Source organism: Erythrobacter sp. GH1-10, assembly GCF_045363165.1.
In the GTDB taxonomy this organism is placed as follows: Bacteria; Pseudomonadota; Alphaproteobacteria; order Sphingomonadales; family Sphingomonadaceae; genus Erythrobacter.
Genome location: NZ_JBJFLP010000001.1, coordinates 2,605,562 through 2,630,321, shown reverse-complemented (window position 1 = coordinate 2,630,321; position 24,760 = coordinate 2,605,562). Strand labels below are relative to the sequence as shown.

At 62.7% G+C, this 24,760-nt stretch carries 23 protein-coding genes; 9 read left to right on the top strand and 14 right to left on the bottom strand.

Features of this window, described 5'->3' with window-relative positions; genetic code table 11:
* Positions 1 to 362 precede the first annotated feature (362 nt).
* Positions 363 to 3,398, bottom strand: a complete 3,036-nt coding sequence (locus ACI5KX_RS13015) for a TonB-dependent receptor domain-containing protein (protein WP_406811088.1) — start codon at positions 3,396 to 3,398, stop codon at positions 363 to 365.
* Between the two features lie 458 nt (positions 3,399 to 3,856).
* Here ACI5KX_RS13015 and ACI5KX_RS13010 point away from each other — a divergent pair, with 458 nt between their 5' ends.
* Positions 3,857 to 4,354, top strand: a complete 498-nt coding sequence (locus ACI5KX_RS13010; RefSeq protein ID WP_406811087.1) for a hypothetical protein — start codon at positions 3,857 to 3,859, stop codon at positions 4,352 to 4,354.
* Positions 4,355 to 4,363: 9 nt separating this feature from the next.
* Here the strand turns inward: ACI5KX_RS13010 and ACI5KX_RS13005 are convergent, their stop codons facing one another.
* Complete coding sequence (locus ACI5KX_RS13005; RefSeq protein WP_406811086.1) at positions 4,364 to 6,046, bottom strand: tetratricopeptide repeat protein; 1,683 nt, start codon at positions 6,044 to 6,046, stop codon at positions 4,364 to 4,366.
* 147 nt (positions 6,047 to 6,193) lie between these two features.
* Between ACI5KX_RS13005 and ACI5KX_RS13000 the strand changes: the two genes are divergently transcribed.
* Positions 6,194 to 7,366 (top strand): acetyl-CoA C-acetyltransferase, encoded by a 1,173-nt coding sequence (locus ACI5KX_RS13000; protein ID WP_406811085.1) that lies wholly within the window; start codon positions 6,194 to 6,196, stop codon positions 7,364 to 7,366.
* A 93-nt stretch (positions 7,367 to 7,459) separates the two neighbouring features.
* Positions 7,460 to 8,245, top strand: coding sequence for an SDR family NAD(P)-dependent oxidoreductase (locus ACI5KX_RS12995; RefSeq protein ID WP_406811084.1), 786 nt, complete (start codon positions 7,460 to 7,462; stop codon positions 8,243 to 8,245).
* A 106-nt stretch (positions 8,246 to 8,351) separates the two neighbouring features.
* On the opposite strand, the gene ACI5KX_RS12990 is transcribed toward ACI5KX_RS12995, so the two are convergent.
* The gene (locus ACI5KX_RS12990) at positions 8,352 to 9,416 is read right to left on the bottom strand and encodes a TauD/TfdA dioxygenase family protein (protein WP_406811083.1); all 1,065 of its coding nucleotides are present in this window, start codon (positions 9,414 to 9,416) and stop codon (positions 8,352 to 8,354) included.
* 114 nt (positions 9,417 to 9,530) lie between these two features.
* On the bottom strand, positions 9,531 to 9,905 hold the full coding sequence (locus ACI5KX_RS12985; protein WP_406811082.1) for a hypothetical protein: 375 nt from the start codon (positions 9,903 to 9,905) through the stop codon (positions 9,531 to 9,533).
* Between the two features lie 172 nt (positions 9,906 to 10,077).
* Here ACI5KX_RS12985 and ACI5KX_RS12980 point away from each other — a divergent pair, with 172 nt between their 5' ends.
* Entirely contained in the window at positions 10,078 to 10,950 is an 873-nt protein-coding gene (locus ACI5KX_RS12980) for a crotonase/enoyl-CoA hydratase family protein (protein WP_406811081.1), read from the top strand.
* 72 nt (positions 10,951 to 11,022) lie between these two features.
* The gene (locus ACI5KX_RS12975; protein ID WP_406811080.1) at positions 11,023 to 11,502 is read left to right on the top strand and encodes a MarR family winged helix-turn-helix transcriptional regulator; all 480 of its coding nucleotides are present in this window, start codon (positions 11,023 to 11,025) and stop codon (positions 11,500 to 11,502) included.
* Positions 11,503 to 11,582: 80 nt separating this feature from the next.
* Here ACI5KX_RS12975 and ACI5KX_RS12970 read toward each other — a convergent pair whose 3' ends face one another.
* The 7 genes from ACI5KX_RS12970 to ACI5KX_RS12940 all read right to left on the bottom strand — a co-directional run bounded on the left by ACI5KX_RS12970 (position 11,583) and on the right by ACI5KX_RS12940 (position 19,022).
* Entirely contained in the window at positions 11,583 to 12,584 is a 1,002-nt protein-coding gene (locus ACI5KX_RS12970; protein WP_406811079.1) for a type II secretion system F family protein, read from the bottom strand.
* A gap of 17 nt (positions 12,585 to 12,601) precedes the next feature.
* Positions 12,602 to 13,573: a type II secretion system F family protein gene (locus ACI5KX_RS12965; RefSeq protein ID WP_406811078.1), complete on the bottom strand. Its 972-nt coding sequence runs from the start codon at positions 13,571 to 13,573 to the stop codon at positions 12,602 to 12,604.
* Between the two features lie 128 nt (positions 13,574 to 13,701).
* On the bottom strand, positions 13,702 to 14,985 hold the full coding sequence (locus ACI5KX_RS12960; RefSeq protein WP_406811077.1) for a pilus assembly protein CpaE: 1,284 nt from the start codon (positions 14,983 to 14,985) through the stop codon (positions 13,702 to 13,704).
* Positions 14,986 to 14,988: 3 nt separating this feature from the next.
* Positions 14,989 to 15,627 carry a CpaD family pilus assembly protein gene (locus ACI5KX_RS12955; protein ID WP_406811076.1) on the bottom strand — a complete coding sequence of 213 codons (639 nt, stop codon included), beginning with the start codon at positions 15,625 to 15,627 and terminating at the stop codon, positions 14,989 to 14,991.
* A 25-nt stretch (positions 15,628 to 15,652) separates the two neighbouring features.
* Positions 15,653 to 17,266 (bottom strand): type II and III secretion system protein family protein, encoded by a 1,614-nt coding sequence (locus tag ACI5KX_RS12950; RefSeq protein WP_406811075.1) that lies wholly within the window; start codon positions 17,264 to 17,266, stop codon positions 15,653 to 15,655.
* Between the two features lie 80 nt (positions 17,267 to 17,346).
* Entirely contained in the window at positions 17,347 to 18,450 is a 1,104-nt protein-coding gene (gene cpaB / locus ACI5KX_RS12945) for a Flp pilus assembly protein CpaB (protein WP_406811074.1), read from the bottom strand.
* Positions 18,451 to 18,539: 89 nt separating this feature from the next.
* Positions 18,540 to 19,022 carry a prepilin peptidase gene (locus ACI5KX_RS12940; protein ID WP_406811073.1) on the bottom strand — a complete coding sequence of 161 codons (483 nt, stop codon included), beginning with the start codon at positions 19,020 to 19,022 and terminating at the stop codon, positions 18,540 to 18,542.
* Between the two features lie 112 nt (positions 19,023 to 19,134).
* Between ACI5KX_RS12940 and ACI5KX_RS12935 the strand changes: the two genes are divergently transcribed.
* The 3 genes from ACI5KX_RS12935 to ACI5KX_RS12925 all read left to right on the top strand — a co-directional run bounded on the left by ACI5KX_RS12935 (position 19,135) and on the right by ACI5KX_RS12925 (position 21,486).
* The gene (locus ACI5KX_RS12935; protein WP_406811072.1) at positions 19,135 to 20,112 is read left to right on the top strand and encodes an alpha/beta hydrolase; all 978 of its coding nucleotides are present in this window, start codon (positions 19,135 to 19,137) and stop codon (positions 20,110 to 20,112) included.
* 6 nt (positions 20,113 to 20,118) lie between these two features.
* The gene (locus tag ACI5KX_RS12930) at positions 20,119 to 21,243 is read left to right on the top strand and encodes an NAD(P)/FAD-dependent oxidoreductase (protein ID WP_406811071.1); all 1,125 of its coding nucleotides are present in this window, start codon (positions 20,119 to 20,121) and stop codon (positions 21,241 to 21,243) included.
* A 66-nt stretch (positions 21,244 to 21,309) separates the two neighbouring features.
* Positions 21,310 to 21,486 carry a YegP family protein gene (locus tag ACI5KX_RS12925; protein WP_406811070.1) on the top strand — a complete coding sequence of 59 codons (177 nt, stop codon included), beginning with the start codon at positions 21,310 to 21,312 and terminating at the stop codon, positions 21,484 to 21,486.
* 60 nt (positions 21,487 to 21,546) lie between these two features.
* Here ACI5KX_RS12925 and rnhA read toward each other — a convergent pair whose 3' ends face one another.
* The 3 genes from rnhA to ispH are packed head-to-tail and all read right to left on the bottom strand — an operon-like array spanning position 21,547 to position 23,981.
* On the bottom strand, positions 21,547 to 21,990 hold the full coding sequence (gene rnhA / locus ACI5KX_RS12920; protein WP_406811069.1) for a ribonuclease HI: 444 nt from the start codon (positions 21,988 to 21,990) through the stop codon (positions 21,547 to 21,549).
* 28 nt (positions 21,991 to 22,018) lie between these two features.
* The gene (locus ACI5KX_RS12915) at positions 22,019 to 22,987 is read right to left on the bottom strand and encodes a homoserine kinase (RefSeq protein WP_406811068.1); all 969 of its coding nucleotides are present in this window, start codon (positions 22,985 to 22,987) and stop codon (positions 22,019 to 22,021) included.
* Between the two features lie 19 nt (positions 22,988 to 23,006).
* Entirely contained in the window at positions 23,007 to 23,981 is a 975-nt protein-coding gene (ispH, locus tag ACI5KX_RS12910; protein ID WP_406811067.1) for a 4-hydroxy-3-methylbut-2-enyl diphosphate reductase, read from the bottom strand.
* A gap of 106 nt (positions 23,982 to 24,087) precedes the next feature.
* On the opposite strand from ispH, the gene ACI5KX_RS12905 reads away from it, so the two are divergent.
* Positions 24,088 to 24,738 (top strand): hypothetical protein, encoded by a 651-nt coding sequence (locus ACI5KX_RS12905; protein WP_406811066.1) that lies wholly within the window; start codon positions 24,088 to 24,090, stop codon positions 24,736 to 24,738.
* The last annotated feature ends 22 nt before the right edge of the window (positions 24,739 to 24,760 follow it).

Below are 24,760 nucleotides of genomic sequence, written 5' to 3'. Positions count from 1 at the left end.
TGCGAAAGATGCGGCAGGCGAAAGGCTCGGGAAGATATTCCGGCATCATTCACCCGATCATCTGCGCTGGGACAGCGCGTTCTCGCACCGCCCGAGCTGTGTACGGTACGCTTTGGCGGTCCGCGCCACTCTGGTGAGCGCGGCTATGCCTTTCTCGAAGACAACTCGGCGACCTATCTCGCGTGAGGGATGATCAGGCTCGCTTTCGGCAAGGAAGGCTAGAAGTTCTTCGTGGGCGAGGAGCCGCACGTGAATGCCTGAGTATCGCCGATGTCGGGCATGGATTGGAACACTCGACCGGCGCAAAAAAAAAGAGCCGCGGTCCGAAGACCGCGGCTCCTCTTGTTAGGTAGACCTTCGGATCAGAAGCTGAACCGAATGCCGCCAAAGACCGTACGAGCCGTGTCGTAGATCGTCGGGAAGGTGTTACCGTTACCGAGCGGCGGACCCGAAGAGGTCGAAACCGGCGGTTGTTCGTTGAGAACGTTGAGAACACCGCCACGCAGGCTAACGCCGTCTGCAATGTCGTAGAAGAACGACAGGTCGACGTAGTTCACAGCAGGCAGGTTGTCGTCAATCTCAGGGTTGGCCGCAACGGTTTCGTTTTCGGTCCCCGAGAAGTGACGCCATGCCACGGTCGCATCGAGACCGAACATGGTTTCCCAGCTCACCTGAGCACGGTGACGATACTTCGGGTTCACCGGAGCAACGCAACCGTTGTTGAGGAAGCCAGCGCACTCGATCGGCGTGTCACCCGGGAACGACGCAAAGTCGAACTTCTCGAGGTAAGTAGCCGCGTAGTCGAGACGCAATCCGCCGAGCGAACCGATATCAGCCCGATAGTTGAGCTGGACATCGATACCCGAGGTTTCGAGTTCCGCGATGTTGAGGTTGGTCTGTGTGAAGCCAACTCCCGGGATGCCGGCGATAAGCGAACCGTTCGACGCACGGTTGATCAGGTCGCAGAACGTCGGGTTACCCGTCGCAAGGCACTGATCGAGAGTGGTCTGGGCCGCGATACCGGCAGCGATGAACCCATCAACCGAAATGCTGAAGTAGTCCACCGAGAGCGTCAGATCCGGAAGGAACCGTGGCGTGAGAACCGCGCCGAAGGTCCAGGTATCCGATTCTTCCGGGTTCAGGTTCGGGTTACCACCTGTGATCGACTGGGTCTGGCCCGAGATCACATCAGGGATGTTACCGTACTGGGCTGCAGTCACGCCGGTGTTCGCACATGCCGCCTGCGAAGCAGTCGGGAAGGGCGTTGCACACGGGTCGAAGATCTGATCGCCGTTCGAGTTCACGTCCGAGTTGAGGTTCGGCAGACCAGTGTTCTGGCCCGTGAACAGCTCGATCACGTTCGGTGCACGAACAGCGCGCTGGAACTGACCACGCAGGGTGATGTCCTCGACCGGAGCCCAGGTCAGCTGTACACCGAATGCATTGGTGTCGAAGCTGTTGGTCGTGCCGTTACCGTCGGTGCTGTAGCTCGAGTAACGATACTGGCCCGAAAGCGTGAGTTCCTGGAAGCCAGGGACGTCGGTCACGAGCGGGATCTGGAGTTCCGAGTACAGTTCGTAGACATCGACCGCGCCGGCGACAGGAAGCGTTGCGCCGCCCACACCGGTGAAGCCACCGCCCGGAACCTGGCTGATTTCGTCAGGGATCGATTCGAGAGTATCTTCTCGATACTCGACACCGACGAGGAAGCCGATGCCCTCTTCGGAAAACGGCGACTTGAAGCCGTATTCGCCAAGGTTGGCCTGAACGTTGGCACCAACCACAAGCTGCGACGTTTCACCGATCACGATGCCGACACCCTGGATGAAGTCCAGAGCTTCCTGCGTCACGCGGCTCGTGCCGTCGGCGTTACGCTGGAAGATGTTGTACGGCACACAGCCGCCCGACGGATCGGAGCAAACCACGTTGCCGTTGCCATCGTCGACAGCAAGCAGGGCCTGCTGCGTGTTGGCGATGATGAAGTCGTTGGTCGAAAGCGAACTGTCTGAGGTTTCGGCATACTGGCCGAAGACTTCGTAGGACCACACGCCGTCACCGAAGTCGCCACGCAGGCCACCCACGATACGGAATGCCGAGTTCTCGAGGCGCGAGTTACGCGGACCGCCTTCGACGTTACGGTGCGACATGAACTGGTTGGCTTTGATAACGCCATCAGCAATGTCCTGAGCCGAGCAGCCGAACACCTCGGTTGCGAGGTCGATACCGGGAGTGCCCTGGATCAGCGGGTTGTCGCAGTTGATGTTCCAGACACCGAACGAAGCCGACTCAGCGATCTGAGCGTCCGAGAAGACATCGGTATAGCTGATGTCGAGGAATGCCTCGATGTTGTCGGTGATGTCATAGTGACCGCGGCCATACAGCGTGAAACGCTCTGAAGGACGCTGGAAGAAGTTACGCTGACCGAAGTTGTAGGTCTGCGCAGGTCCACCAACGAACGGAACAAGCGTACCGTCTTCGAGCTGGAAGACGTCATCGTTGACGCCGTCGCCGTTGAAGAAGTCTGCAAAGCGGCGGAAGTTGGACGAACCAACGCAACCAGCACCACCGAAACTCGTCGAAGAACCCGACTCACCAATGGTACATGCCGAGAAGGAACGGTTGTTCTGCGTAACCTGTTCGCGGCGTTCGTAGTTTGCGTAAATGGTCACGTTACCGCGACCGTCAGCTGTGTTGGTGCCGATCATACCCGTGAAGGAGTACTCGGCGCCGTCCGTAATCGGCTGAGCGACCGGCTGCAGAGCGGCTGCGGTCACGTTGTTGAAGAACTCGTTGCCGTTGCCGGTCTGCTGGAAGTTGCCCTGGATATCCAGTTCAACGCCCTCGAAGTCGCGACGCAGGATGAAGTTGGCAACACCGCCGACTGCGTCCGAACCGTACACAGCCGAAGCACCACCGGTCAGCACGTCAACGCGCTCGACCAGCTGGGTCGGGATGAGGTCAAGGTTGGCCGACGAAATCTGCGACGAACCGTAAGGCAGGCGACGGCCGTCGATCAGAACCAGAGTGCGGACCGAGCCGACACCGCGCAGGTTCAGGGTTGCAGTACCCGAAGCACCGTTCGAGACTTCACCGGCCTGACCGGCGAAAACCTGCGGCAGCTGGTTGACGAGGTCTTCGATACGGACCGTACCCTGCTGCTGGATCTGTTCCTGGCTGACGCTCAGGACCGGGCTTGCACCCTCGAGGTTGGGGTTGACGTTGAGACGCGAGCCGGTGACCAGAATCTGGTTCTGCTGGCCTTGTTCGAGGTTGGCGGCGGTCGTGTCGTCCACACCGACTTCTTCATCCGCATCTTGTGCGAAAGCCGGTGCCGACGACAGAACCAGACCAACCGCCAGTGTACCGGCGCTCAGTCGGAGCTGCTTGGAAAATTTCATATGGTTTCTACCCTCATGATAGGCGACCCGCATGAAGCGAGGACGCGTTGAGGATGGCACCGACCCGTTTCGCAAGCGCGACACAGCCAATTGCCATCCATTTCATCGGGCTAAATCGGGCGAAATCCGAGCGTTTCGCTACCCGGAGTCCTCCCGTCCAGTCCCTACCTCAGGGCCTACGCCTATTACAGCGACCAAGAAAGCGATCCGAGGCGTTTTCGCCAAATTGAAATATGGGTGTAGCGCACTTGCAACAGTGGGTGTGTCTGGCAAATTTGCCGCCAAACGGTGTGGTGCAGCGCTTACATACCCTTCATAAGGGGTTTCGCCGACCAGTGATCATGCTAGCGCTGACAGAAGTGCTCCGACGATGCCCTTGATCGAGAGGAACGACGATGCGACCAACTCACTGTAAATATGCAATCCTCGCGTTCGCCGGTATCGTGGCGACAGCGTCTGTGTCCGCTCCTGCAGCCGTCCGGGCGCAGGACAATCCTAGTGGGCTTTCCGAGACGCCGGAAGTGGTCGACAGGCTGTTCGCCTGTCGTGAAATCAGCGATCCGGATGCTCGGCTCGCCTGCTTCGACCGCGAAGCCGATGCCGTCTACGCAGCGCGGGAATCGCGCGAGCTGGTCATCGCCGAACGCGAGGATATTGATGAAGCCAGACGTGGCCTGTTCGGTTTGAAGCTGCCAAATATCCGTCTGTTCGGAGGAGGCGATGACGATGAAGGCCTGAACGAGATTTCGGCTACGCTGGCTGGTGCCACCAAGCTGCGCAACGGTCGCCACATCTTCGAGCTGGAGGACGGCGCGCGGTGGATCGAAACCGAGGACGTCTCCGGTTACCGCCGGTTCCAGGCTGGGGATACGATCGTGATCGAACAGGCGTCTCTCGGCAGTTACAAGGCCAAGGTCGACGGCAAGCGCGCGGTTAGGGTCCGCCGGATCAACTGAGCGGCGCGCTCAATCTGTCACGACGTCGAATGCGACCGTGATGCGTTCGGCGGAATCGAACGCTGTCGTTCCGTGATAAAGGCTCGAAGGAAACAGCGCGAGGTGGCCGTGGCGAGGCTCGATTGCGATTAGCGGTTCGAGGTCGAGACCGAGATCGCGGGGAGGGCGGCCCAGTTCGAGCCAGCCTTTGCGGCTGCCCGGTTCGTGCACCTCGTCGGGCAAGACAAGGTAGAGCGCGCTGGAAACGATACCATGGGGATGGATATGCGCGGCGTGGTGATCGCCTCTGCCGGTCAGTCGCACCGACCATGATCCGGCGAGACGCCAGCCGGTATCGCGGTGCCTCAGCAGCGGGTGGGCGGGATCGTGCTGCGGCAGGTTGGAGCGGTATTCTTCCAGCGTTGCGAGGATGGCGCGGTGCAGTTCCAACAGAATACTCTCAGACCGATGAAACAGCGTTCCGCGGGTCTGCGTGCCGCCGCGCAGGCTTTGCCCGAGCGGCATCGGTGCAGTCGCGTGGAGAGTGCGCAGTTCGGCCACCGCATCGTCGACAAGACCATCCCTGCCGACGAGCTCACGCAGTTGGACGAGCCCATCCTGACCGTGCAGCCATTGCGCGCGCTCATCGCCGGTCAGCCGCCAGAGGATATCGCGCAGGGACCACGCCCCTATGTCTCCCGGCGCGCGCTGAAGCGCTGCGTCGAGCAGGCGCCCGGCGGCGTCGAACTGACCGAGGCGCAGGCGATGGCGTGCCTCGTGCCTCACCCGGTCGAGGCTTTCGTTGTCGAGCCCGGCGAAGATCGCTTCGGCGCGCTCGTTGTCGCCCGACGCTCCGGCGTACACTGCTTCGAGCAGCGCGAAATGCGCTTCGGTCGCGCCGGGTTTTTGCGCCGCGGCGGCAATTTCGGCGGCCTCGGCAGTGAGGTCGAGCGCGGCGAGCGTCTTGCACCAGGTATCGGGAATGTTGGGATCTTGCGGGACTCGCTGCGCGGCGGTTGCGAAATGCGAAGCAAAATCCTCGTCGCCCCGTGCATGACGCAATTGCGCGAGATAGCGCAGCCCGTCGGTGAAGCCCGGTGCCTGATCGGCGATCTGGCGCATGATAATGAGCGCGCCCTTATGGTCGCCCTCGACATCGAGCGCTTGCGCCATTCCCATCCAGAGATAGGGATTGCCGGGATCGACCTTCAGCGCGCGGTCGAAATGGCGCACCGCCCGCGGTTCGCCGCGTTCGATCGCGACATTGGCCCGCCCGGTGAGCGCCTTGGGCCGGTTGGGCTCTATCCGCAGCGCGCGATCGTACCACTGCGCCGCCGCCTCCATATTGCCCGCGCTGCGCTCTGCCTTGCCGCGCGTCGAACAGTACTGCGCATCCCCCCTGGCTTGCTGCTCGATCGTTGCGAGGACCTCGACCGCCTCGCGACTGCGTCCCGCTGCTGTCAATGCGATCGACTGATCGACGGCGTGTTCGTGATGGTTCGGAGCAAGCGCGAAAGCCTCGGCAAATTGTTCGGCCGCGTCGTCGGCCTTGCCCTGCGTTAACAGCGCGCGGCCTGCCGCGTGCCGCAGTTCGGCGTTCTTGGGATGCGACCGGATCCCGCTGCGCAGCGCTCGGAGTGACCCGGCTTGGTCGCCTGACTGCAAGGCGGCGGCAGCCTTCTCGAGAAAGTCTTGGGGCGTCGATCCGGTCATGGCCTCTGCCGCTAGCCAGGCGGCCCTTGCCCGGCAAGGGGTTGCCCCGGCCGATTAGCCATTTTGATCGCTTGATTCCGGCCCCGCGCACCCTTAGGCGAGTGGCAAACAGCAACCGTTTACGTAAACGAGAGGATACCCCCGATCATGCCCACAGCTTACATCGTCGAAGCCGTCCGCACCGCCGGTGGCCGCCGCGGTGGTCGCCTTGCCGGAGTCCACCCGGTCGACCTGCTTGCAAAGTCGCTCGATGCCATCGTCGAGCGCAGCGGGATCGACCCTGCCGCAGTGGATGATGTCGTCACCGGCTGCGTTACGCAGGCGGGCGAGCAGGCGATGCAGATCGGGCGCATGGGTGTGCTCGCATCAAAGCACCTCCCGCAATCGACCCCGGCCGTGACGATCGATCGCCAGTGCGGTTCCTCGCAGCAGGCGATCCAGTTCGCCGCGCAGGCGGTGATGAGCGGAACGCAGGACGTGGTGATCGCAAGCGGCGTCGAAAGCATGACCCGCGTGCCGATGGGCACCAACGCGACCTTCCACATGAAGGAGGGGCTAGGGCACTACAAATCGCCGGGCCTCGAAGAGAAATACCCCAAGGTGCAGTTCAGCCAGTTCATGGGCGCCGAGATGATCGCGAACAAGCACGGCTTCTCCAAGGAACAGCTCGACGAATTCGCGCTCGAAAGCCACAAGCGCGCCATCGCTGCGACGCAGGCCGGTGCGTTCGAGAACGAGATCGTCCCGGTCGAGATCGAAACCCCCGATGGCACCGAAATGCATACGGTGGACGAGGGCATCCGCTTCGACGCGACGCTCGAAGGCATTGCGGGCGTCAAGCTGATCTCGCCCGAAGGCAAGATTACCGCCGCCTCCGCAAGCCAGATTTGCGACGGCTCATCGGCGGTGCTCGTCGTCAGCGAGGAAGCGCTCAAGAAATACGGCCTCACCCCGATGGCGCGCATTCACAACCTCACGGTGACCGCTGGCGATCCGGTGATCATGCTCGAAGAGCCGCTGTTCGCGACCGATCGTGCTCTTGAGCGTGCAGGGATGAAGATCGACGACATCGATCTTTACGAAGTCAACGAAGCCTTCGCCCCGGTCCCGCTCGCATGGCTCAAGCACACCGGCGCCGACCCGGACAAGCTCAACGTTCACGGCGGCGCGATCGCGCTCGGCCACCCGCTCGGCGCGTCCGGAACGAAGCTGATGGCGACGCTTGTCCACGCACTCAAGCGTCACAACAAGAAATACGGTCTCCAGACGATGTGCGAAGGCGGCGGCGTCGCCAACGTCACCATCGTCGAGGCCCTCTAATTCGATGTGAGTCCCAGCGAGGGCTGGGACCTCCCGCGATACTGAAAGAGGCCCCAGCCTGCGCTGGGGCTCACCCTCTAGGAGAGAAGAAAAATGGAAGTTTCAGCCAATACCCCCGCTGTCGTTACCGGCGGTGCATCGGGCCTCGGCGCGGCGACAGCCCGCGCGCTTGCCGCGAAGGGCGCAAAGGTCGCGATCTTCGACATGAACGAGGAAAAGGGCAACGCCATGGCCGAGGAAATCGGCGGCGTGTTCTGCAAGGTCAACGTGACCAGCGACGGGGACGTCGACGCCGGTTTCGCCAAGGCGCGTGAGGCGCATGGGCAGGAGCGGATCCTCGTCAACTGCGCGGGCATCGGCAACGCGATCAAGACCGCATCGCGCGACAAGCAGACCGGCGAGATCAAGCACTTCCCGATCAGCGCGTTCGACTTCGTGATCCAGGTGAACCTTATCGGCACCTTTCGCTGCATCGCCAAGTCGGCGGCGGGCATGATGACGCTCGATCCGATCAACGAAGACGGCGCGCGCGGCGCGATCGTCAACACCGCTTCTGTTGCGGCGGAAGACGGGCAGATGGGCCAGGCGGCCTACTCGGCGTCGAAGGGCGGGGTGGTCGGCATGACGCTGCCGATCGCGCGCGACCTGATGCGCGAAGGCATTCGCGTGAACACGATCCTGCCGGGCATTTTCAACACTCCGCTGATGAACGCCGCCCCGCCGCAGGTGAAGGAAGCGCTGGCCGCATCGGTCCCGTTCCCCAAGCGCCTCGGCTACCCGGAAGAATATGCCAAGCTGGCGATGTGCATGATCGAAACCGGATACTTCAACGGCGAGGACGTGCGCCTCGACGGTGCGATCCGGATGGCGCCGCGGTAAGCTCTTCTTCCGTCTTGATCGACGCGAGAAATTGGAGTCGCCGCTCGTGCACACGGTGCGCGGGCGGCGATTTCGTTCTGGCTTGTGTCCGCGAGTTGACGCCGGATCAATTCTGCATCGGTGCGTGCTCGTCCCAGCGGAATCCCAGGCCACCGCCCTGCCATACTCCATCGGAACCGAACGGGCTTGGCCCATAGATGTCGACAAATTGCGGAAGCGCGTCTTGCGGAGACAGGTTGTGAACTCCGCGAATTGTGCTTCGATGCATGATCCGAAGGCCTTGCTTGTCCGCTGGCGCGTGAGCTTCCGGCGCGGCGCGGTGGGCAACGGCCAGATTGTCGATGAACAGGCAATCGTTCGCCTCGTATTCGAAACGGATCGCATAGCCGCGGTCCAACCCTTCATTCAGCAGCTCGTTGTACCTGACGCACAGATCCCGGAGTTCATTCGCACTCAATAGCCTGTAGCCCTCGCGATCGGGGAGCTGTTCGATCACAGCCCCAGTCATCCCGAGATGCAGCCACACGCATTCCTGACCGGACACCGGATGGCGGTGCACCATGGGATGCACAACGCCCGAATTGGAGTTCACCGAAGACAGTCGGCTCCAATGCTCTTGCTGGGCGGGCGACATCGCATCGTATGCCGCACCCTGATGCGCGAAATGCGTGCCGCCGCCGTGCTCTGCCGGCCTGATGATGTGGTAGCCCGAGTGCGAGAATGTCTCGGCGAGAAAGCTGCCATCGTTGTGCCATTGCGGCCCCACGGCTGGAATGCCGTGGCGGCGATCGTTGGAGAGCCGGAAAATATGGCGATTCATATCCGGAGTGGCCGGATGGACGCCGTGAGTGCTGTGCAACTGCCTGCCACCCCACCAGCAGCTTGCGCGAAGAAAATCGTCGGGTTCGAGCTGCTGCTCGTTTTTGAAGACCAGGAAACCCCGGCTTGCCATTTCTGCTTCCAGAGCCTCCAGGACATCGGCGGGCGGAGCATCCGGCGATGAAAGATCGATGCCGGAAACTTCCGCACCAATCGGGTCGAGTGGCTTGATCGTGCCGCCGAACGCTTCGATGATCGAAATTCGGGAAGGGTCGAGGGAGGCGATCGTCGGGGCGTGCTGGCTCGCTGGCTGTTCCATCGCACTACGGAAGTAGTGATTGGAGCGGCGCATTCAATTCGGGCCCGAGCGTGATCCGCTGCGGGGCGCCTAACTACAGGACGGCTGGCTTCGCTAGCAGCTCGCTGGGCTAAACGATGGTTTGGTCGCGCTTTGGCAACCGCGAAGCTACCCCTCGCGTGCGACGCGTCGGGTGTCCGACGTGACCTCTAGCCGTCCATCCGCCTGTGCCACGCGGCACTGGCCGGTGTCGGTTCCGAGATCGCGCTTGCCGTAGCTGTTGCGGCGGGTGAACTGGAGCGTCGTGCGGTCGATCCTCAGATCTCCGAAGGCCCACCGGATCTCGTTCGCCTTGAACACCGCAGGATTGGTTTGTTTGCCGTATTGGTGGGCGAAGGTGACAGTGCGCGAGCCCTCGTTGAGGTTGACGGACCAGTCCTGCCGCCCTTGCTCGGTATCGAGATAGCATTCAAGCTCGACCGTCTCCGCCATGGCGGGGGTCGCAAGCAGTGCAATCGGCAGCGCAATCAGAGCGATTTTCACATTATCCTCCTCTGGATCAGGTCGGGGATAATGTCAGAGAGTTAATTTACTGTTTCGAAGTTAGAACTTCGTTAACCATGGCTAAATCGAGGTTGGTCGCGGGCTATCGAATATGTCGATGAAACCTGCGGCTGCTTGTGCCAATGGTGGGGCCAAGAAGGAGAAAACCGGGATGACCGAATACACCCAGATCACGCTCGAGAAGGCCGACGGGATCGCCACGATCACGCTCAACCGGCCCGAGAAGATGAATGCCTACACCCGGAGGATGGGTCGGGAGATCATGGCGGCGATGGACGATATCGATGCCGATGACGGCGTGCGCGCAGTGATCTTTACCGGGGCGGGGGACCGCGCCTTCTGTGCCGGAGCCGATTTGACGCCGGAGGGAGGGGGCCATGTGTTTTCCGATCCGACCGAGGTCGAGGATCTCTCCGATCCCAAGGTGCGCGATGGCGGCGGGATGCTGACGCTGCGTTTGTTCGAATCGAAAAAGCCTCTGATTTCAGCGTGCAACGGCGTTGCTGTCGGAGTCGGCGCTACCATGCAGCTGGCGATGGATATCCGGCTCGCGAGCGAAAATGCGCGCTACGGTTTCGTCTTCGCGCGGCGCGGTATCGTGCCCGAGGCGGCGTCCAGCTGGTTCCTGCCGCGCATCGTCGGGATCAGTCAGGCGCTCGAGTGGTGCTATTCGGGCAGGGTGTTCGACGCCGCCGAGGCGAAAGCAGGCGGGCTCGTGCGTTCGGTCCATGCGCCCGGAACGCTCCTGAGCGCGGCGCGCGAACTCGCCCGAGAAATCGCGCAGAACACCAGCGCGGTGTCGGTCGCGATGACCCGCGCCATGATGTGGCGGCTGATGAACACCGACCACCCCATGGAAGCCCACAAGATCGACAGTCGCGCGATCTATCGTCTCTCGCGCGGTGCCGATGCCAAGGAAGGGATCGCAAGCTTCCTCGAAAAGCGCGCGCCCGATTACCCGGCCAAGGTCAGCGAGGACATGCCCGATTTCTACCCCTGGTGGGACGAGCGGACCTATAGCTAGCAGGTAGCTAGCAGCGGTAGCGGTCTGCGGGGACTTGCCAATCGCAATGGTTTCAGCTGATACCATTTGCCTATGAGCGACACCACGACCGAAACCGATGGCGATTGGAGACTCGCCGGCTTCCTTCCTTACCAGCTTTCGATTGCCTCGAACGCCGTGAGCAGCCTGATTGCCGAACGCTATCGCAAGCGATTTGGCCTCAAGGTTCCGGAATGGCGGGTCATGGCGGTGCTCGGCGACGGCGAGAACCGGGCGTGCACGCAGCAGGCGCTGACCCAGGTCACGCTGATGGACAAGGTCGCGGTAAACCGCGCGTGCAAGGTGCTCGAAGAACGCCGCCTGATCCAGCGCGTGCCGAACGAACGCGACGGTCGTTCGCACCTGCTCGAGCTGACCGAAGAGGGCCGCTCGATCCATCGCGAAGTCATGCCGCTGGCGATCGCGACCGAGCGCGAATTGTTCGAGGGTTTCGCTCCTGCCGAGCGCAAGCAGTTCCGTGATCTGCTTGACCGGATGTATGCGCGCGCGGCGCGCCTGTCCGAAGACGCGTGATGCAAAAAGGGCCGGCCAGGCGAACCTGACCGACCCTCTTTCTGGTTGCGAGCTCTCGTGCCTCGATTCGCTCGCGGAGTTTAATCCTTGTTGATGAGTGCATCGCTGATCGAGCAGGCCGCCGGCCCAAGGATCACGATGAACAGCACCGGAAGGATGAACAGGATCAGCGGAACCGTCATGATCGCGGGCAGACGCGCGGCCTTTTCTTCGGCGCGCATCATCCGCTCGTTGCGGAATTCCGCCGAAAGCACACGCAGCGCGGATGCCAGCGGTGTACCGTAACGTTCGGTCTGGACCATGGTGGTAACCACGCCCTTCACCGCTTCGAGATCGACGCGATAGGCGAGATTGTTGAACGCTTGGCGACGCTCGTTAAGGAACGACAGCTCGATCGCGGTCAGGGCGAATTCGTCGCCCAGTTCGGGATAGGCACGGCCCAGTTCCTTGGCGACGCGGTTGAACGCAGCGTCGACGGTCAGACCGGCTTCGGCGCAGATCACGAGCAGGTCGAGCGCGTCGGGGAGGCCCTTCTGGATCTCTTTGGTGCGCTTGGCCGCCATGTTCGACAGGTAGATTTCCGGACCCTTGTAGGACAGGAAAAGCACAGCCGCCATTGCGCCAAGCCGCGTCATCGGCCCCCAATCGGGGAAGGCTTCGAAAACGTAGATCGCCAGGAAGCCGACGATCCCGAACACGATCGGAAGGATCGCGCGCGCACCGATGATGTAGACCGCCAATTCCTTGTTACGGATCCCGGCGTGGGCAAGCTTTTGCTGCACGGCCTCGAGCTGGCTCTGCTGCAGCACCTTCATGCTGTCGAGCCGCTGTTTGACCTTGTCCGTACCCTCGGTCTTGCGCACCAGGCTGGCGCGCTTCTTCGTACCCGAAGCGATGATGCCGGCCTTCAGCTCGTCGCGCCGCTCGTTGAGCGATTTCACGCGCTTCGCCATCGGATCCTTGATCGTGACTGCGGCATAAATCGCCATGATCACGGCAAAGGCTGCGAGGCCGGCCAGCACGGTCCCGACGAGGATGACGTCGAAGCCGAGGAGCGTTGGTCCTGCGGGTTGTTCAAGCATGACTATTCCTTCCCCGCCTAGATTTCGAAACTGACCATCTTGGCCATGATGAAGACCCCGATACCCATCCACACGAGGCCACCGAGGCCTGCGACGATCAGCCGATCTTCGTAGAAGAACCCGTCAATATAGCCCGGATTGATCATGTAGATCATGACAAAGACGATGAAGGGCAGGGCACCGACGATATAGGCCGAGGCCTTCGATTCCGAGCTCATCGCCTTGATCTTGAGTTTCATCTGGGCGCGTTTGCGCAGCACGTCTGCGAGGTTCGAGAGCGTCTCGGCGAGGTTACCGCCGGTTTCGCGCTGGATCGCGAGCGTGATGCAGAAGAAGTTGAATTCCGGGATGCCGAGACGGTCGGCCGTTTCCTGGAGCGAGTCCTCCATGGTCTTGCCGATCTTGATCCGCTCGACGATGCCTTTGAATTCGACGCCCACCGGGCCAGGCACTTCCTGTGCCACCACCGCGAGGGTTTCGGTCACCGGCAGGCCCGAGCGCAGGCCACGCACAAGCAGTTCGATTCCGTCGGGAAATTTCTCGTTGAAGCCATTGGTCCGCTTGCCGATGAAGTAGCCGACGACCAGGTGCGGCAGGCCGGCGCCGATCAGCAGGCCGACTCCGATCGACAGCAGTGGTGCTCCCGTCTGCAGGAGCATTGCCATCGCAATCAACACGGCGAGGCCGAGCGAGGCGTAGACATACTGTGTGACGGTCCAGCCCTTGCCGGTGCGGTCCAGCCGCACTTCCAGCGCCTCGAGCCGCGAATCCGATCCCTTCACGCGGTGTGCCTTGGGCTTGCGCGCGGCGATCGCTTTTTTCAGCTGCGATTCGACCTTAGTGTCGGTGCTTTCGGAGTGGCGGTAGCGCAGGGCATCAAGCCGGCGCTTCTGTGCCTTTCCGGGGCCGAAGCCGGTGAAGACCGTGTAAGCGGCCACGATCACGGCGAACAGTCCACCGGATACGAGCAGGGTTTGGGTAAAGTCCATGCTGTTGCTTCCCGCCTGGTTCCTAGTTTGTGCCGCGCCGGGCGCGACTGCGTTTCATCGCCACCGGAGTGGCTGGTCGACGCCGGGACGGAGCGTGATCGCACCGCCCCGGCGAGAACGGGGTTGGGCTATTCGGCCGCAACGTCCTCTTCGACCTTATCTTTCTTCGAGAGCAGCGACTTGAGGTCGAACCCTCCAAGCAGCGACTTCTTCTCTTCGGTGATCGAGGAGAGATCCTCTTCGCTTGCACCCATGATGCGCTCGCCGATCTGTCGGATCGTCGCGCTGGCGCGGCTCGAACGGTTTGCCTCGACAAAGGTCTGTCCAAGCTTGGCTGCGTTCGATGCGGCCTTGATGTCATAGGGCACAATGAAGTCGATCTTGCGTTCGATCGATGCTTCGAAATCGGCCTTGCTGATCTCTGCAGCGCTCGACTGGACCTTGTTCGCGACGATCATCGGATGAGCGTGCGCGGCATTGGTCTTGAGCCACGAGAGGATGCGGATCGTGTCGCGCGCCGAAGCCAGCGTGAGTTCGCAGGTGAGAAGCACCAGGTTCACGTCCGCCAATAGGTGCGGGAAGTTGATCAGCATGTTGCGCGGCATGTCGATGACGGTCATTTCGAACGCCTGGCGGAATTCTTCCTCCAGTTGCACGAACGCGGCACCATCGGTCATCAGCGGCTGGCTGATCGGAGCTTCCGCCGAAAGGATCGAGAGCTTTTCGTTGGCGCGCGTCATGGCGCGTTCGATGAACAGCCCGTCGATACGGCTCGGATTGTCGATCGCATCGGTGAGACCGCGACCCGGCTCGAGATCGAGCGCGAGCGCGCCTGTCCCGAAGTGGATGTCGAGATCGAGCAGCGCAGTCGGCGAATTGTGCTCGCTGCTGAACAGCCATGCGAGCGAAGTCGCGAGCGTCGAGGCGCCAGCCCCGCCGCGCGTCCCGACCACTGCGGTCGAGATGTGGCGTTTCACGGCTTCACCGTCCGCAGTGCGCGGCGAGGTGAACACGTTCAGCGCCTGATTGAGCGCATCGTGCAGCTGCTGCGCGTTGAGCGGCTTCAGCAGGTAGTCGTGAATACCGCTCGCGATCAGGTCGCGATAGAGACGCACATCGTTGACCTGGCCGATGGCGATCACCACCGTACCCGGCTCGCAGACTTCTGCGAGCGCATTGATATCGTTCAGCGGGTCGCCGCTTTCCGACAGGTCGACCACGAGGATCGCCGGGCTGGCGCTGACGGACAGCGACTGGATCGCGTTGCGAAGGCCACCCTTGTTGCACTTCTCCGGCGGCCAGCCCATCTCGATGACGACCGGACGCAGGACGTCCAGAGCGGCATCGTCGCAGATGAAGGCTGCAAACGGATCACGATTGCCGGGCAGGCCCGATTTCCAAGGAGCGTTCATGGATCAGTTCCCTCCGCTATTAGCGTTGCCGAGACCGCCGGCACCCGAAGGCTCGGCTTCACGATAGGTGTCGATGGCCTTGGTTCCGGTCGAGATCACAGTCTCGCCCGAGCCTTTCTGGCCCTCGAGCAGATCTTCGGGGTTGGCGACCATCGCGGCGAGATTGCCGTTGGTGGCGCAACCGAAGCCGGGGCTGCCGGCGTTCATGTAGTTCGAGTCCGAAGCAGCCGACCAGTTGGGGCAGTTCGGGACCGATGCCGAAGAGCGGGTGATAACCACGCGCGCCTGGCCCGGCTCGAGATAGCCCGAAGTCGTCGGTGCGACCTTGCTGACTATGAGCCCGTATCGACCCGCCAGTTCGTTCACGGCTTCGGAGACCGCGGTGGTATTCGCCGGAGCTTCGACGGAGACGCGGTCGCCGTAGCGAAGATCCATCGCTTCGAACCAGCCGTTCAGGCGCGACTGCTCTCCGATCGGGAGGCCCGACGAGTCGGTCTGCACATCGAACGTGAAGTTCGTACGCTCCACCACCGGTTGGTTCGGACTGTAGAGCGACGTGTTGGTCGGCATCCCTGCGCAGCCTGCGGCGGCGAGGCCGATCGAGAGTGCGAGAGCTCCCGCGAGTTTGCTTTTGCGTGCCATGAGCATTGTTCTCACCTTTCTCGAATTAGAGGCTGAAGCCAGGAGCCGCGGCGTCTGCCGAACGGTCCTTCTTCTTGCGGTTCTTCTTGTCCGCACTGCGCTGTTCCGGCTGCGGATTGCCCGGAACGATCGCGGCCGGATCGGCATCGCTCACATCAGGGGACGGAGCCTCCTGATCCTTCGCGGTCGGGCCGGGGCGACCTTCGCCCGAGACACCGGAATGCTCCTGATATCCGAGCAGCTGCTCGAACTCGTTGGCCGAACGGAACCCGTCGGTCGGGAGCTTGATGTCCTTGGCGTCGACAGGCTTCACCAGATACGGTGTCACCACGATAACCAGCTCGGTTTCGCCGCGACGGAAATCGCGCGAACGGAACAGATTGCCGAGGATCGGCACATCGCCGAGGCCCGGAGCCTTATCGAGCGCGTTCTGCGAGCTGCTGCTCATCAGGCCTGCGATCATGAAGCTCTGGCCCGAACCCAGTTCCACGGTGGTTTCGGTGCGACGGATCGTCAGCGCCGGAACCTGGAAGCCGTTGAGCGTGACCGACCCCTGGGTCGACAGCTCCGACACTTCCGGGCGGACGCGGAGCGAAATCCGGCCGTTCGAAAGCACTGTCGGAGTGTAGGACAGGCTGACACCGAAATCGCGGTATTCGATCGCAACGTTGCCAAGGCCCTGACTGATCGGGATCGGGAACTCGCCGCCGGCCAGGAAGGTGGCGGTTTCGCCCGAGAGCGCGGTCAGGTTGGGCTGTGAAAGCGTGGTGATCAGGCCGAGGCGTTCGGACAGATCGAGCGCGCCGAGCACGTCGAGGCCGAACAGGCGACCCAGACCGCCGAGCGTGGTGTTGCCGGCGCTATCGACGCCCGGACCCTTAATCACGATGTTTTCGCCGGTCGTCGGATCGACACCGACGATCAGGCCCGGGTTTTGGACGCCGTTCCCGACTGCAAGCGGCCCGTCGAGACGAAACTCGCCGCTGCCGAGCGAGCGACCTGTACCGATCGCTCCGCGGAAACCGCCGGTCGAGAAGTCGTAGGTCGCAAGGTTGCCGCCGATCTGGCGAACAAGGCTGCGGCTGACTTCGGCAAACCGCACCTGCAGGTTGACCTGCAGCGGGGTCGCCGTTTTCAGACGGGTGATGACATTGGCTTCATCGCCAAGGAAGGCCTGGACGAGACGCTGCGCTTCGGCGGCGTCTTCCGGGGCGGCAACGGTGCCGGTCAGAAGCACGGTGTTTGTGCCCATAGTGGCGACGTTTACCTTGGCTTCCGGCATGGCGAGGGCGAGCATCTGGTCGACGCTGCCGATGTTGCTGCCGACGCGGATGTTGGCTGCGAAGATCACGTCGCCGCGAGCGTTGCTGGCGTAGATCGTGGTTTCACCGCCCGACTTCCCGAAGACGTACAGCTGGCGCTGCGACTTCACCTGGACGTCGGCGACATTCTCGTTGGCAACGAAGACATCGGTCATCGAGCCGGGGATCGTCACCAGTTCGCCCTTGCCGATCGACAGGACGATTTCCTGCGAGGGCTTGACGACCTGCTGCGCCGTGGCGGTGGCCGCCGGAACCGCAGCGAGCGGTGCCGCAGCGATAGATGCCAGCAGCAATTTGGCAGTAAGTTGGCGTTTCATTTTCCGGCCCCCCATGGGTTTCCCTGTTTGCGCGGATGCGAAATTCGAGCGGTTGTTCGTGCGAAGCATGGTCATTCCCCTCAGCGCACGATCAGCGAACTGGTTGACGAGACGGTGCGACCGGCTTCGCCGACATTGTCCGACTGCTGGCGCAGCATCGAGTTGGCTGCCGCCGCGCCGCCGTTCACCGGAACTTCGGTGGTCGACTTGCCACGGGTGACGCGAACCGTCGGTCCGACGTTAACCGGAGCTCCGTTTCGGGTAGCCGAGACGCCCGGTGCGGCCGGTGTAACACGTGCCTTCGAGCCTTCGCTCGGCGGCGGGTTTTTCGGCTGGAAGCGCGAGACGTCGCCGCCGGTCGCGTAGGTCGTGCCCTTGTCGTTGGGACGGCCCATCGCGGCGCGCAGCAGGCGCTCTTCCTCTTCGGGCGAGGCGCCCTCGGGGATCGAGACATCGCCGGACGCGATGGCGCGTTCGAGTTCGACCTGGTTGTCGGCGATCGAGCGCAGCACGAGGCTGAGCGTGCCGACAGTCTGGGCGACGGCGACCTTTTCGGCGATCTTCGGCGTCACCTCGAGGGTAACGGTACGGAACGCGCGAACCACAGTCTTGCCGTCTTCGGTCTGGGTCTGTTCGGTCGACTGGTCGGTGGCGAGCACGCGCAGGTTGCGCAGCACGGTTTCGGCAGCCTTCAGCGCCTTGCCTTCGCCTTCGACAGTCTGGGTCAGGACGAGGTCGACGCGGTCACCCGGGAAGACGAAGCCTGCAACACCCGTGCGGGCCGAGACCGGAACGGTGACAGCGCGCATGCCCGGGCCAAGCGCCGCAGCGAGGAAGCCGCGGTCGCCAGGGCTGACGAGCGAGCCTTGCGTGACCGGCTCACCTGCGGTGACCGGATAACGCACGACTGTGCCAAGCAACTGGTTCACATCGGATTCGCCATCCAGGAAGTAAGCATCCTGGACGAGCTCTTCCGGCCACTGCTGGTAACCCAGCGCGTCGGCGGTGATGATGGTACCGGCCGGCAGAGCCCGGTTGGCAACCAGAACTTTCGGGCCCTGTGGCTCGGCGGCCGCAACGGCCTCCGGTGCGGTGCCCTCGGCGAACATGCTCCGTGCAGCAAATGCAGTACCGATCGCGATGACCAGCGCTCCAAGCAGCAGAACCAGCTTCTTCCTATCCATGGCTAATAAGCCCCCTCGTTTCGGCCCTTACATTGGTTAGCGGGCGGGTATGGTTGCGATGCGTACGTCCGAATTGGTTAAAATGAAGTTCACGCCACTTGAATGTTGTCGGGAATGTAGTTGACGGCGAGCACCCACAGGCCGCCGAAAGCGATGGCGACTCCGTAGGGAATGGCGAGACGTTCCTTCTGCCGGCGCAGAAAATGCCAGCCGCCCATCACGATGGTGAGGACGCCGCCGGCGAGCGCCATGATCACAAGCAACTGGAGAAAGGCGTTGGGTTCGATCCAGAGCGCCAGCGCGGTCAGCAGCTTGACGTCACCGCCGCCCATCAGGCCCAAGGCGAACATTCCTGCGAGAACTGCGAAGGCAGCCAGCGCGACGCCGAGCTGGATTGCGATATCGGGCCACAGCGCCAGACCGCTGGTCCACCAGAACAACGGAGCACCGATGGCGATGGCGAGGTTCAGCTTGTTGCTGATCTGACGGCTGCGAATATCGGTAAACGCGGCAAACACCAGTGCAATTGCCAAGGCAATCAGCAAGCCGTAGTGAACATACGTCGTAAGCATGTGGCCCCCAAAGGTCGCCTGCCGGACTGCCCGCCAGGTCCCTGTTAAGGCCTTTGCTACAGGGGAGTGCTTACCAAACAGTAACCAAACCCGAAGGTGCGATGTTAGCCACGTGAGTGAAGCAGTTTCCGAAAGCCGTTTACCGATCGATCGCCGGGCGATCCCCCCCGCCGCGCGCGAAAGCTGGTGGAAGGCGAAGGACGGGCACAAGTTGCGGCGGATCGATTGGCCGGGCGGTGAACCGCATCCGCGCGGATCGATCCTGTTCCTTCCCGGGCGCGGGGACAATTACGAAAAGTACCTTGAAAGCCTCGAGCAATGGCACCGCGACGGCTGGCGGGTCACGGCTGCAGACTGGCGCGGCCAGGCCGGCAGCGGCCGGCTCGGCAGCGACGAGGTCACCGGACATATCGAGGATTTCGGGATCTGGGTCGAAGACCTTGCCGAGCTGTGGCAGGCATGGAAAGCCGAGACTCCGGGTCCGCATGTGCTGGCAGCGCATTCGATGGGCGGGCATGTCGTGATGCGGGCTCTGGTCGAGAAACAGGTCGATCCGGATGCGGTGTTCCTGAGCGCCCCGATGCTGGGGATGAGCGGTCCGCCCCTGCCGTTGACCATACTCCATGGCGTGGCGACGATGATGACCAAGGTTGGCGATCCGACACGGCAAGCATGGAAGTGGAGCGAGAAGCCGGGCGAACTTCCGATCGGCCGCAAGGTCCTGCTGACCCATGACGAAGATCGCTATGCCGATGAACAGTGGTGGCGCGAACACCGCCCGGAACTGGTCATGGGACCGGCAAGCTGGCGCTGGGTCGAGCGTGCCTATGCCTCATGGAAGATCCTCGAGGCCCCGGGGGCGCTAGAAGCGATCGTGATTCCGGTGCTGATCGTATCGACCCCGGCGGACAAGCTTGTCAGCCACGCAGCCAATGTCCGGGCGGCAGAACGTTTGCCGCATGGCGAGCTCCTCGAACTGGGGAATGAAGCTGCGCATGAAGTGCTGCGCGAGACCGATTCCGTGCGCGATCAGGTGATGGAAGCGATCGCCGATTTCCTCGACCGCGAGGCTCCTGCGCAGACCGGCTGAAGACTGATGGACTCCACAATCTACGATTTCGCCGTCATTGGCGCAGGCATTGCAGGCGCGAGCATCGCCGCCGAACTCGCGCCGCATGCGAGAGTGCTCGTGCTCGAAGCCGAGGACGCGCCGGGATATCACTCGACCGGACGCTCGGCGGCATTCTGGGAGGAATGCTATGGCGGGCCGGGAGTCGTGCCGCTCACACTGGCTTCGGGCACCTACCTGCGCGAGCATGGCTTCCTGTCTCCGCGCGGGGCGCTTTATGTCGGGCAATCCTCCGACAAAGCGAAAATGGACGATTTCGTCGAGACCTTCAGCGGAACCGGCGTGACAATCGAGCGGCTCGACGGCGCAGGCCTGAAGCAGCGGGTCCCGGCCATTCGCGAGGATTGGTGCGATGCGATCTGGGAGCCTGCCTGTGCCGATATCGACGTTGCCGGCGTTCACCAGCATTACCTCAAGGCGATGAGGCGAGCCGGAGCGGATCTGGTCTGCCGGGCGCGCGTCGCCAAGCTGGATCGCACGGCTGGCGGGTGGACGATCGCCACCGAAGACGGGAAGGCATTTCGCGCGGCGGCCATTGTCGATGCGGCGGGTGCCTGGGCCGATACTGTCGCTCGAATGGCCGGGGCCAGGCCTCTCGGGATCGATCCCAAGCGCCGTACCGTCGCGCAGCTTCGGGTTTTCCCCGAGGCACCGGGAGACCTCCCGCTGGTGCTCGACATCAACGGGGCATTCTATTTCAAGTCCGACAACGGTCGACTGTGGCTCAGCCCGCATGACGAGATTCCGACGGAGCCATGCGATGCTGCACCGGAAGAAATCGATGTCGCTCGCGTGATCGACCGGTTCCAGAAAGTGACCGACTGGCACATAGAAGCGGTCGAGCGGCGCTGGGCGGGTCTCAGGAGCTTCGCCCCCGATCGCCTCCCGGTCTACGGGCCCGACCCGGTGGTCGAAGGCTTTTACTGGTTCGCGGGGCAGGGCGGCTTCGGAATCCAGACCTCGCCGGCGGCGGCACGGCTCGGGGCGCAGATCATGCTAGGTCAGAGCGCGGATGCGCTGACCGCCGGTATCGATCGCCAAGCCTATGCGCCGGCGCGATTTTTCGAAGCCGAAGTGGGCGCCGATGGCTAGCCAATCGCAATTCAATCTGTAAGGTGGCTCGCGTGTTCAACGACACCAATCAAGGGGAGACGACCCATGGCTCACAAGTTTGAAATCTATAAGGACAAGGCCGACGAGTATCGCGTCCGCTTCAGCTACAATTCCGAAGTGATGTTCTCGACCCAGGGCTATTCGAGCAAGTCGAGCGCGCAGAACGCGATCGATTCGATCAAGAAGAACGGCCCGGACGCTCCGGTGGAAGACAACACCTAAGCCACGGTCCAGTTCATGGATTGAGCGGGCGTGCCCTTTGCGGGGTGCGCCCGCTTCGATTCAGCCTTCGCGCGCGATCCGCTCGGCTTCGGCACTGGCGAGCTGATCGACCCGTTCGTTTTCCTCATGGCCGTTGTGGCCCCTGACCCAGTGCCATTCGATATCGTGACGGCCTGCGACGTCGATCAGCTCGTGCCAAAGGTCGGCATTGCGCACGGGCTTCTTGCTGGCGGTTACCCACCCCTTGCGCTTCCAGCCTTCGACCCACTTGGTGATCCCATCGATCACGTATTTGCTATCGGAGTAGAGATCGACCTTGCACGGCTCGATCAGCGCGGAGAGCCCTTGGATGATCGCCGTCATTTCCATCCGGTTGTTTGTCGTGTCGGCTTCGGCCCCGGTCAGCTCTTTCTCGTGCTGACCCATTCGCAGCAGCGCCGCCCAGCCGCCCGGGCCGGGGTTGCCCTTGCAGGCACCGTCGGTGAAAATCTCGACCTGTTTCATCGGGCGCTTCATGGCCGCAGGCCTAGCATCAGGCAAACGCCTTTTGGCCCAATTCGTCGTAAACGTGCCAGCGTGCGACGAATTGCATCGGGTCCTTGCGGGTGACCAGCGCATCCTCGGGGGTATCGAGCCAGTCCTCCGCCCGGCTGGCGACGAAGCGCAGCGCGGCCCCCTTGGCGATCTGGGGCAGCAGCTCGCGTTCCGCTTGCTCAAGGGGGCGGGCGCTCTCGTATCCGGCGACCATTGCCGAGCCCAGTTCGGGCCGGAAAGCGTTGTCGCTGCCGAAGCACCAGGCTGCGTGGGTGGTCGCAAGGTCGAGCGCCATCGCTCCGGTACAGGCGAAGTAGAAATCGATCAGGCCGGTGACCCGGTCGCCGAGCATCAGCACATTGTCGGGAAACAGGTCGGCATGGATATTCGCCTGTGGGAGGGCGGCGAGATCGAGCGCGGCAGCGGCGCGGGCCGGGCCGATCATCGCCGGAAGATCGGCATGGATCGAGGCCAGTCCGGCCTCGCCGCATTGTTCGAGCAGCGCTAGATTGTCGGCAAAGCCCATCGTGTTCGCGCGGGTGAGCGCGAAGTCCCCACTGGCGAGATGCATCTTGGCAAGCACTTCACCGACCGAACGCGCCTGCGCGGGTGAGGGTAGGGTTGGCGAAACGCCGGGCAGGAATTCGATCAGCGCGACCGCTTTTCCCTGCTCCATGCGAAAAGCTGCACCGTCGCGATCATGGATCGTCTGCGGCACGGGGCTACCCTTGGACGACAAGTGGTCCAGCAGTCCAAGGAAATACGGGAGATCGGACAATTCGATCCGCCGCTCGTACATGGTGAGGATGAAGCGTGCGCCGCTGCCGCCCTTGCCGGTCGTTTCGATCAGCCAGTTGGAATTGGAAACGCCCTCCGCGATGCCCTTGGCCGAAACCAGCTCGCCGACATCGTATTGCGCCACCAGATCGGCAAGCTCTTCGGCACCGAGATGGGTGTAGACTGCCAATCCGCCCGCCTGTGCGCTGTTACTCGGTCAGCTGGCGTGGCAGCTTGAAGACCATCTTCTCTTCGGCGGCGGTTATCGTCCGCTCCTCGACGTTGCGAAGCTTTCCGATTGCATCGACCACTTCGCGCACCAGCACTTCGGGAGCGGAGGCGCCTGCCGTCAGGCCGAGCGTCTCGACCCCTTCCAGCCATGCCGGATCGATCTCTCCGGCGCGCTGGATCAGCTTCGCCGGGGTACCGAGCCGTTCGGACACTTCGACCAGCCGCAGCGAGTTTGAGGAATTGGGCGCGCCGATTACCAGCACCAGGTCGCAATCGGGCGCGAGGTCCTTGACCGCAGCTTGACGATTCGATGTTGCGTAGCAGATGTCCTCGGCCTTCGGTCCGCGGATATTCGGGTACCGCCATTCGAGCGCCTCGATCACTTCGCGCGTGTCATCGACCGACAAAGTCGTCTGCGTGAGATAGGCGAGCGGTTCGTCGCTCTCGAACGGAAGCTTGTCGACGTCCTCGATCGTTTCGACCAGCGTCATTTGTCCGGGCTCGACCTGGCCCATCGTACCGATCACTTCGGGATGGCCTTCGTGGCCGATGAAGATGATATGCCGCCCCTTTTCGATCTGGCGTTCGGCCTGGCGGTGCACCTTGGAGACCAGCGGGCAGGTCGCATCGACATAGAGCAGTTTGCGGCGCTGGGCCTCGGCTGGCACCTTTTTGGGGACGCCATGCGCGCTGAAAACCACCGGCGCATCGTCGGGCACCTCGTCCAGTTCCTCGACAAAAATGGCGCCTTTGGCCTTCAGCCCCTCGACGACGTATTTGTTGTGGACGATTTCATGCCGGACGTAGACCGGCGCGCCATAGCGTTCGAGCGCCTTCTCGACGATCTCGATGGCGCGATCGACCCCGGCGCAAAAGCCGCGCGGTGCGGCGATGAGGAGGTTGAGCGGTTTCCGCTCTGCGGCGGTCTCTGACGTGGGAAATGGCGCGTTCATATGTCACCCTCTAGCGCTTTGCCGCGCGCACCGCTAGGGCGTGATCGATGGCTGCCCCGCTTGTGTCGCAGCCGAGTGGATCGAATAATCAAGGACGTCATTTCCCATGCTGTTTCGCACCCGAGTTCTTCCTGCCCTCGCACTTGCCGCCGGCCTTGCCGGGTGTGCCAGCGAAGGCGAGCTGGTGGTGGACCAGGGTGTCGGCATCACCGCGGTGCTTTCCTCGTGCCCTGCGGTCGGCATTCCCGATTATACCGGAGACGTGACGGTCTTTCGCACCGCCGGGGATTCGAGCTTCGCCAATCTCGATATGACCGCTTCGATGACCAACCTGCGTTCGACTTGCAACGACACCGCAGAGCGGGTCTACAGCGAGGCGACTTTCGACGTGCATGCGCGCCGGACCGACGTGCGCGGTAGCCGCACGGTAACGCTGCCGTATTTCGTGACAGTGCTACGCGGCGGCAGCGCCGTCGTGACCAAGCGCGTGGGGCAGGTGACGCTCACCTTCGCCGACGGGCAGGAACGCGCCAGCGCGAGCGGTCGGGCTGGGGCGTTTGTCGATCGTTCGGCGGCGACGCTGCCGGAGGATATCCGCGAAAAGATCACCCGCCGCCGCCGCCCCGGGGATGTCGATGCCGCGCTCGATCCGCTGGCCGATCCGGAAGTGAAGGCTGCGATCCAGCGCACGCGCTTCGAAGTGCTGGTCGGCTTCCAGCTGACTGAGGACCAGCTGGCGTATAACGCGACGCGCTGACGTTTGTGGCAGCCCATCCGGG

Bases quoted from the DNA above. Each gene is read 5' to 3' on its own strand.
- ACI5KX_RS13015 (WP_406811088.1), bottom strand. From the start codon at position 3,398: ATGAAATTTTCCAAGCAGCTCCGACTGAGCGCCGGTACACTGGCGGTT.
- ACI5KX_RS13005 (WP_406811086.1), bottom strand. From the start codon at position 6,046: ATGACCGGATCGACGCCCCAAGACTTTCTCGAGAAGGCTGCCGCCGCC.
- ACI5KX_RS13000 (WP_406811085.1), top strand. From the start codon at position 6,194: ATGCCCACAGCTTACATCGTCGAAGCCGTCCGCACCGCCGGTGGCCGC.
- ACI5KX_RS12995 (WP_406811084.1), top strand. From the start codon at position 7,460: ATGGAAGTTTCAGCCAATACCCCCGCTGTCGTTACCGGCGGTGCATCG.
- ACI5KX_RS12990 (WP_406811083.1), bottom strand. From the start codon at position 9,416: ATGCGCCGCTCCAATCACTACTTCCGTAGTGCGATGGAACAGCCAGCG.
- ACI5KX_RS12980 (WP_406811081.1), top strand. From the start codon at position 10,078: ATGACCGAATACACCCAGATCACGCTCGAGAAGGCCGACGGGATCGCC.
- ACI5KX_RS12975 (WP_406811080.1), top strand. From the start codon at position 11,023: ATGAGCGACACCACGACCGAAACCGATGGCGATTGGAGACTCGCCGGC.
- ACI5KX_RS12970 (WP_406811079.1), bottom strand. From the start codon at position 12,584: ATGCTTGAACAACCCGCAGGACCAACGCTCCTCGGCTTCGACGTCATC.
- ACI5KX_RS12965 (WP_406811078.1), bottom strand. From the start codon at position 13,573: ATGGACTTTACCCAAACCCTGCTCGTATCCGGTGGACTGTTCGCCGTG.
- ACI5KX_RS12960 (WP_406811077.1), bottom strand. From the start codon at position 14,985: ATGAACGCTCCTTGGAAATCGGGCCTGCCCGGCAATCGTGATCCGTTT.
- ACI5KX_RS12955 (WP_406811076.1), bottom strand. From the start codon at position 15,627: ATGGCACGCAAAAGCAAACTCGCGGGAGCTCTCGCACTCTCGATCGGC.
- ACI5KX_RS12950 (WP_406811075.1), bottom strand. From the start codon at position 17,266: ATGAAACGCCAACTTACTGCCAAATTGCTGCTGGCATCTATCGCTGCG.
- cpaB (WP_406811074.1), bottom strand. From the start codon at position 18,450: ATGGATAGGAAGAAGCTGGTTCTGCTGCTTGGAGCGCTGGTCATCGCG.
- ACI5KX_RS12940 (WP_406811073.1), bottom strand. From the start codon at position 19,022: ATGCTTACGACGTATGTTCACTACGGCTTGCTGATTGCCTTGGCAATT.
- ACI5KX_RS12930 (WP_406811071.1), top strand. From the start codon at position 20,119: ATGGACTCCACAATCTACGATTTCGCCGTCATTGGCGCAGGCATTGCA.
- ACI5KX_RS12925 (WP_406811070.1), top strand. From the start codon at position 21,310: ATGGCTCACAAGTTTGAAATCTATAAGGACAAGGCCGACGAGTATCGC.
- rnhA (WP_406811069.1), bottom strand. From the start codon at position 21,990: ATGAAACAGGTCGAGATTTTCACCGACGGTGCCTGCAAGGGCAACCCC.
- ispH (WP_406811067.1), bottom strand. From the start codon at position 23,981: ATGAACGCGCCATTTCCCACGTCAGAGACCGCCGCAGAGCGGAAACCG.
- ACI5KX_RS12905 (WP_406811066.1), top strand. From the start codon at position 24,088: ATGCTGTTTCGCACCCGAGTTCTTCCTGCCCTCGCACTTGCCGCCGGC.